Source organism: Vibrio sp. 1CM24A, assembly GCF_023161725.1.
GTDB classification, from domain to species: Bacteria; Pseudomonadota; Gammaproteobacteria; order Enterobacterales; family Vibrionaceae; genus Vibrio; species Vibrio coralliirubri.
In genome coordinates, this window is the sequence record NZ_JALNTS010000001.1 from 969,408 (window position 1) to 977,529 (window position 8,122).

Genomic DNA, 8,122 nt, shown 5'->3' on the forward strand with positions numbered 1-8,122 from the left:
TTAAAAAGACGCAGCGAGCACGTCGTTAGGTTGAATATGTGGCGTGTTTGTCGATTTTTTAGAACGATATAGATCTTCAAGCTGAGGTTTAGTCAGTTCCGCACTCTTTCCTTCGTAGAACACTTGACCGTCTTTAAGCGCGATGATGTTTTCGCAATACTTAAGAGCGTGGTCGACTTGGTGGAGTGTTACGATGACAGGAATGCCTTCCTTTTGATTGATATCCGTAAGCAGCTCCATCACGATGCGTGCTGATTCTGGATCAAGCGAAGCAATTGGCTCATCGGCAAAAATGATTTTGGCTTTCTGCATCAGCGCACGTGCGATTGCGACACGCTGTTGTTGGCCACCTGATAGGTTACCAACGCGTTGGCCTGCAAAATCTTCCATACCAACGCGACGCAGTGCTTCAAGCGCTTCTTGCTGTTGTTCAACCGTAAAAATACCCGTCAGAGTGCGCCACTTAGGTGTAGAGCTCAGTGCGCCAATCAGTACATTGGTCATCACAGATAAGCGGTTAACGAGATTGAATTGTTGGAAGATGTAACCCGCTTGCGCACGGATGTCGCGGACATTGCTGTCTGCCTTACCGTTCGCCTGTACCGTTTGGCCAAGCACGTTAATTTGAGAGTCGGTGCTTTTATCTCCGATGATCAGACCGCTTAAGTGACGAAGCAGTGTAGATTTACCTGAACCAGACGGACCAAGTAGCGCCGTCATCTTACGACTGGTAATCGTCAAATTGATGCCATTCAGTGCCTTGTTCGAACCGAATGTTTTGTTGACCTTCTTAACTTCAATGATGTTATTCATCGTCAATGTCCCTGTTTGATTTAAGGCCACTTTGACGTTTGAATATTAAAGTTACGTGTCGGTTTATTTGCAGAAATGAAATATTTCAAGGGGTTAGTCAACTTGTCTAGACAAGCTTAACTCGCTGTTTTAAATACCAAAAAATCAAGGAATTCGCGGGAGAATATCAACTTATATACGGAGGTAATTCACAGTAATTTGACAATAAAAAGCTCAATAAAAATCGCAGCGTCTTGGAGTTCTCCAAGTAATAGATACACACCTCCAATAACTAACAAGCTCACATATAAAAAAGCATCCCATTATGGAATGCTCGTTTCACCTCAATCGAAAATTTGTTCTAGATCATTAAAGCCTTCAAAAATGCAATCTTTGGTTTTAAATATGTAAACCTTGATGAAGTTTAAGAAATTAAACCTAATTTACCTATTTCGAGTGATCATGTTCAAATTTCGCTCATGATTTAGCTCTAAAACTTACGATTTGTTGATGTTTTAGACGTCTACGTCAGGTTTACAGAAGTTTACTGCGTATTGTGAAAATACCACCAAAGGAGTAGATTTCAGTCATTGAGTTCAAAAATGTAAACCGAAATCATGAATGTAAAACAGGTTCGATTCACCGATGAAGACAGAGAATGCTTAAGCAATTACTTCCGCTTAGCAGACACAATTGCCGATTTGATTGGCCCCTACTGTGAAGTAGTCATCCATTCATTTGAAAGCTTAGAAAACTCAGTCGTGAAGATCGTCAATGGTCATCATACGGGGCGTGAAATTGGTTCACCGATCACCGATTTAGGTTTACGCATGTGGAGTGCATTCGAGAAGACTGGCGAAGTTTCTCCAAAAAGCTACTTCACCAATGCAGCAGACGGATCCCTACTGAAATCGACTACCTGCGTACTGGCTGGTCCACAACAAAAGCCGATCGGCATGCTGTGTATCAACATGAACTTATCTTTCCCATTTCCAGAAATCGTCAAAACGCTAATGCCGCAGTGCAATGTGCCACAAGCCATTGTCAGCGAGACATTCAGCAACAATGCAAATGATGTGATTCAGCAAGCATTGAGTTCAGCCATTAACGAGGTTGACCAAGACGAGTCGGTTTCTTCCAAAGGTCGCAATAAAGCCATCATTCGTTGTTTATTTGATAACGGAGTATTTGAGCTAAAAGAGACGACTACACAAGTATCAGAGCAACTTGGGATCAGCCGACAGGCGGTTTACAAGTTTATCCGTGAATTTAAATCAGAATAAAACCAATAATTTAGGAGTTACATCGTGAAACAGATCATTGCCACTGAACAAGCACCTGCAGCTATCGGCCCTTACTCACAAGGTACGTCTTACGGCGACATGGTTTATACATCAGGCCAATTACCTCTCGTTCCAGAAACGATGCAGTTTGTTGAGGGCGGCATCAAAGAGCAGGCTCGTCAGTCGCTAGAAAACTTAAAAGCTGTATTAGAAGCGAGTAATGCGGGACTGGACACAGTGCTTAAGACAACCTGCTTCCTATCAGACATGGAGAACTTCGTTGCCTTTAACGAAGTGTACACAGAGGTGTTTGGTACAGAGAACGCACCTGCTCGCTCTTGTGTTGAAGCAGCACGACTACCAAAAGACGCACTGGTTGAAGTTGAAGCCATCGCATACAAAAAATAACCGACTTAGGTATTAATGGGTATCATAGGAGATTCTCATGAGCGTTTCATTTATCGCATTAAGCGTACTGTTCTTTGGGTTCTACGCACTGCTGTCGAACTTCAAAAAGCAAAAGAAAAGTTTTAACTTCCGCGTACTGAGTGCGCTTGCTGCTGGCTTGCTGTTCGGTGGCGCAATTCAACTTGTTTTCGGTGTCGGCAACGTTGCGACATCTGGCTTTGCTGAACTGATTTCGGTGTTCGGTAAAGGCTACATCAAACTTCTACAAATGATCGTTATCCCACTGGTATTCGTGGCGATGATCTCTTCGATCATGAACGTTGAAGGCGGCGGTGCGCTATCTCGTATCGCACCAAAAATCATCGGTATTCTACTTTTCACTTGTGCAATCTCAGCTGCCGTTGGTATCGCAAGTATTTACCTATTTGGTATCGATGCAAACGCGCTAGTAAGCACAATCGGCACAAACAGCGCGATTGAAGCTCGCGGCGATTCACTGGTAGCAACACAAGATGCAATGGCGAGCAGTGGTCTGTCTGGTATGGCTCTGTCTATCATTCCAACCAACATCTTTGACATGCTAACGGGTTCTCAACGTACTTCTACGCTATCAACTGTACTGTTCGGTATGTTCCTTGGTTACTGTATCCTTCAAGTGAAAAACCGTAAGCCAGAGAAAGTGCAAAACTTCGTTGATTTCATCAACTCTGCAAAAGAAGTGGTGCTTTCAATGGTACGTGAAATTCTGAAGCTAACGCCTTACGGTGTATTCGCTCTGATGACTACGTTCATGATGACCAACGACCTGTTCGCACTTGCAGAGATGGGACGCTTCCTTCTAGCAAGCTACGTAGCAATTGGCGTTATGTTCGGCATCCACTTCGTCATGGTGTCCATGTTCGGTCTTTCTCCTGCTAAGTTCATGAAGAAAATCTGGCCAGTATTGGTGTTCGGCTTCGGTTCTCGTTCAAGCATGGCAGCTATCCCACTAAACGTTGAAACACAAACTCAACGCCTAGGTGTCGACGAAGAAACAGCAAACATGTCAGCGACATTTGGTACCAGTATCGGTCAAAACGGTTGTGCAGGTATCTACCCAGCAATGCTCGCTATTATGGCGGCACAAGTCATGGGTATGCCTGTAGACTTAAGCTTCATCCTACAACTGATCGCTGTTATCGCAATTGCTTCATTCGGTATCGCAGGTGTTGGTGGCGGTGCAACATTCGCAGCAGTAGCGGTACTGACCATCATGGGTCTAGACATCACAGTAGTCGCGATTCTAGTGTCTATCGAAGCGTTAATTGACATGGCTCGTACAGCGCTGAACATCTCAGGCTCTATGTTGTCAGGCGTTCTTACAGCGAAGAAGAATGGCTCATTGGATACTGAACAATACGACGCTGACGTTACAGCGACAGTATCAAAAGAAGCAGCAGTATAATTCTCAAACTTAATTAAGAGCACTCCACGTGAGTGCTCTTCTGTTTTTCCTGAGTTCAGGTTATTTAGGTAGTAAATATGAAAGTTGTTGTTATAGGTGGTAGCGCCGCGGGTATGAGTTTCGCAGCAAAATACAAACGTAATCAACCATCAGACGAAGTCATCGTTTTAGATAAGCGTAGCTACATCTCTTTCGGAGCCTGTGGCTTACCTTACTTTGCAGGCGGCATGTTTGATGACACCAAGCGAATGATCTCTCGTACGCCAGAACAAGCCATCAAATCTGGTTTAGATGTTCGTGTAGAAACGGAAATGGTGTCGTTCGACCGCACTGAAAAACAGATTACGGTGCGTCACCAAAACGTAGAGAGCACTATCGATTACGATATGTTGGTGATTGCGACAGGCGCTCGTCCGATCGTTCCCTCATTCGGTGAATACAATTCAGAACACGTATACACACTAACAAGCATGGAAGATGGCTTAGCTGTCAAACAAGCACTTAAAAATGATAGTAAACAACGCGTGTGTGTCATCGGTGCAGGCTTTATCGGGCTGGAAGTCTTTGATGCAGCACATGGCTTAGATAAGCACGTGACGATTATCGAACGTGAACCACACATCATGAGCCGTCAGTTCAGCCCAGAGATCATTGAAGTAGTTGAAGGTGCAATTCGTGAATCCGGTGCAGAGCTAAAAACCGGTTGCAGCGTATCTGCGATTCGCGATGCCGAGCAAGGTGGTTACATCGTAGAAACCGATAACGGTAATGTAGAAGCTGATGTCGTGATCCTGTCACTCGGCTTCAAACCAAACACTGAAGTATTCGAACTACCAAAAGCCGCAAATGGCGCGTTGTTGGTGAATGAATATGGTGCCACTGAAGATGCTTACATCCATGCTGTAGGTGACTGTGCCGTCGTCCATCATATGGCATTAGGTAAACCCGTTTATGTTCCTCTTGCAACTACAGCCAACAAACAAGCACGCATGATGGCAGACAAGCTAGCAGGAAAAGACACTTACATGACGGGCTTCTTGGGGTCGTCTTGTTTGAAAGTACTCGATTACGAACTGGCATGTACCGGCGTATCTGAACTTCTGGCGAAAGAACATAGCTTAGATGTGAAAGTATCAACGATTTCAGATAAGAACCAAACGGATTACTACCCAGGCCAAGAAGACATTAAGGTGAAGTTGGTTTATCACCCAGAGACTAAAGTTCTTCTAGGTGGTGAGATCGTAGGTAAGAAAGGAGCGGTTGGCCGTATTAACGCACTAGCAGTTGCTATCACCGCTAAGATGACCACACAACAATTAGGCTACATGGATTTCTGTTACGCTCCCCCATTTTCACGCACATGGGATGCTCTAAACGTGGCAGGTAACGTCGCTAAGTAAGCGAACTGATTGTACTAGTCCCAAAGAATATTCATTTCAACATCAAAGCAGAGCGATTAAGCTCTGCTTTTTAGATAACCTACGATCTTATAGTTCATCTGATGGAAGAACAAAGTCGACATATAACGCAAAATTCCCGATTCCAGAAGCTTTAATACCATCCAAGTCTAAATCATTTGTCGAATAGATCATGGAAGAAACCCCCATGTTGCTTAGTTCTATCGCCTTCTTATACTCACTCCCAAGCGAGCCAAGGTTATCACCCCGATACGTCACAGCCCTAATTTTATTTAAATCAATCCACTCAAGAATAAATGGTGTATTTAGATCTATATTTAATGCGACATTATTAAAACCTAACTCTATTGCTTCATTATATTTATCTATACTGAATACTTCGATAATAGATTTATCTTTATCTATTATATATTTTGAAAGCAAGGCAAGATTTTTTATTTTATCCGTAACTAACACCACGTCATTTTCATCTAGAACATCAATAGCTGTAAATATATTTAATGTTTTATATTTATCATAAATTATCTTTGATTCAAACTCTTTATAGCTAATAGACCCAGTATTATTAGAATTTGTCATTTCATGAAAAGACTTCCAATCATGAACAGCAACAATCCTTCCATCCGATGAGATAAGTAGATCTAACTCTATCATCTTGAAACCATGTTCAATTGATTGCTCCATCGCTTCTAACGAGTTTGTATATTTTAATCCATTGATTCCCCCACCGGCATGTGCGATCAAACCACCAGAATTAACGATAATTTCAGAGATATTATTATGTTCATTTGGGTATGCCTGTACATTGCCTCTCCATACATCAATGACTACACTCATCGAAGGGCCGATAACAAAAGCTACCCAAAAACATATGAGAACTAGACAAAATATTGAAATTAAGACTCTGATTCCTTTAAGTATCATGACATTTTACCTGTTGAGAACTGGGGCTGATGATAATGTGTGGTTTACCCTGTCAATATTGAGTTTAAACATGTTATTTATAGCAACTATAATAGCATTTGTCGGTAATAGATTTGTATTTCTTCTTCTCACGGTAATAATGACTTTTGATTTCTACTTAAGATTAAACTCTCTAAGCTTAGACTTAGGTGTCTTAGGGTCGGTTTTAGAGTCTAATCGAGGTGAAGTTCTTGAACATATAAAAAGCATTAGCGCCGTAACATATTTAAAGGTAATTGTATTTTTCATTCTGGTTTTTCTATCATTTCACATTACCTTAAGAAAGGTTGGTAAGTCATTTTCATTAATTATGTTGATATTATTTTCCAGTATATTAATCACCAAATTTTATAGCTTACATGATAATAAAAAGACGACATACCTCAATGAAGAATACTTAAAAACAATCCATCATGAAGTGTGGTTTAGTTTTTTAGGGCTAATTACAGTTATTAAACCTATTTCTTTATATTATGAGCTGTCTCTTCTCGAGGGGGGGAAATCAGTAATCTCTTCAAAATGGGAGAATGTTCATACAAATAAAGTATTAAAGGATATTTACATCGTAAATATTGGTGAATCTGTTATTAAAAATTACTACCCATCGTATAACGAAGAGAATGGAAATATAAAAGGCGCAGCCATATTTAATGGTGTTATTTCCCCATCCGTTGTTACATATTTCTCAGTCCCTCGAATATTATCAAAGAGCCTAGATGTAAACAGGCATGATAAAAACTTAAATGTGATAGATCTTGCTAATGATGCTGGAATGAAAACTTATTGGATATCAAATCAAGCTAAGATCGGGCAATACGAGACACAGGTATCCGCAATCGCGAGTAGGGCACATTACCAATATTATAAGAATACGTCTTATGATAAAGCCGAACCCGATAACATTCTCCTACCAGAAGTGATCAAGGCGATTCGTGAAGAAACTAAAAGGCCAAAAGTGATTTTCATCCACACCATGGGGTCACATTATGATTTTTGTAAAAGATTTGATGAAGAAATTTCACTAAAAGCCTCCGATAACAAGTATCTAGCATGCTATTCAAAATCAGTGGCTTATGGCGTGGCTTTTATAGAGAAGCTTAGAGACCTACTCACGATGCATGATAAAACATATAAAATCATTTATTTTTCTGACCATGGCCTAACATCTGTAAACGTTCCACCGTATCTGATTCACGGAACTGGCTCACATTTTTCAAGGCAGGCAGTAGAAGTACCTTTCATAGCAATGAGTAATGATCCACAAGAAACGAAAATACATTCGGTTAAATATAACCTAAGAGACTTTTCAGACACATTTGCACAATGGGTAGGAATATCTTCAGAACAGACAGAGCAAAACAAAAGTATCTTCAATACCGAGTATATAGGAAAGGAGTATGACTCAGTGTTAACGAGTGAGTTCAAGGTAAGAAAAATCGACTAAGCGAGTAGCTCTGTTACTAAAAAATCATGAATCATCAAAGGTTACGTAGTAAATATCGGCTTCCTAACATTAATCTGACTCTTATTTCGCTCTGTGTAAGCTGATATCAGTTAAATGTCACTTATATAAGACATTCATTGACCTTGTTGGTAACCAACCTAATAAGATGATTTAGGAGCTCTTATAGTATCGGTGAGTGAATAACTGAAAGTTCACTATTTGACTGGATATATAAAGGTTTGAAACGTTAAAACGAAAAAAAGCCCGCTGATTTCTCAGCGGGCTTTTCAATGGTGGTGGAGGGATAGGGATTTGAACCCTAGAACCGCTATTAACGGTTGCCGGTTTTCAAGACCGGTGCTTTCGACCA

Annotated in this window: 7 protein-coding genes; 5 read left to right on the top strand and 2 right to left on the bottom strand. The window is 41.1% G+C overall.

Annotated elements, in window-relative coordinates; all coding sequences use genetic code 11:
• On the bottom strand, positions 1–813 hold the full coding sequence (gene phnC, locus MSG38_RS04085) for a phosphonate ABC transporter ATP-binding protein (RefSeq protein ID WP_017067518.1): 813 nt from the start codon (positions 811–813) through the stop codon (positions 1–3).
• A 596-nt stretch (positions 814–1,409) separates the two neighbouring features.
• On the opposite strand from phnC, the gene MSG38_RS04090 reads away from it, so the two are divergent.
• From MSG38_RS04090 to MSG38_RS04105, 4 genes are all read left to right on the top strand, one after another.
• Positions 1,410–2,075 (top strand): PAS domain-containing protein, encoded by a 666-nt coding sequence (locus MSG38_RS04090; protein WP_065676814.1) that lies wholly within the window; start codon positions 1,410–1,412, stop codon positions 2,073–2,075.
• Between the two features lie 24 nt (positions 2,076–2,099).
• On the top strand, positions 2,100–2,483 hold the full coding sequence (locus tag MSG38_RS04095; RefSeq protein WP_017111552.1) for a RidA family protein: 384 nt from the start codon (positions 2,100–2,102) through the stop codon (positions 2,481–2,483).
• A gap of 37 nt (positions 2,484–2,520) precedes the next feature.
• On the top strand, positions 2,521–3,927 hold the full coding sequence (locus tag MSG38_RS04100) for a cation:dicarboxylase symporter family transporter (RefSeq protein ID WP_017102501.1): 1,407 nt from the start codon (positions 2,521–2,523) through the stop codon (positions 3,925–3,927).
• 77 nt (positions 3,928–4,004) lie between these two features.
• Positions 4,005–5,327, top strand: a complete 1,323-nt coding sequence (locus MSG38_RS04105; RefSeq protein ID WP_248401068.1) for a CoA-disulfide reductase — start codon at positions 4,005–4,007, stop codon at positions 5,325–5,327.
• An 87-nt stretch (positions 5,328–5,414) separates the two neighbouring features.
• On the opposite strand, the gene MSG38_RS04110 is transcribed toward MSG38_RS04105, so the two are convergent.
• Positions 5,415–6,269: a glycerophosphodiester phosphodiesterase family protein gene (locus MSG38_RS04110; RefSeq protein ID WP_061038558.1), complete on the bottom strand. Its 855-nt coding sequence runs from the start codon at positions 6,267–6,269 to the stop codon at positions 5,415–5,417.
• Positions 6,270–6,339: 70 nt separating this feature from the next.
• Here MSG38_RS04110 and MSG38_RS04115 point away from each other — a divergent pair, with 70 nt between their 5' ends.
• Positions 6,340–7,752, top strand: a complete 1,413-nt coding sequence (locus tag MSG38_RS04115) for a phosphoethanolamine transferase (protein WP_248401069.1) — start codon at positions 6,340–6,342, stop codon at positions 7,750–7,752.
• Positions 7,753–8,122: the final 370 nt, after the last annotated feature.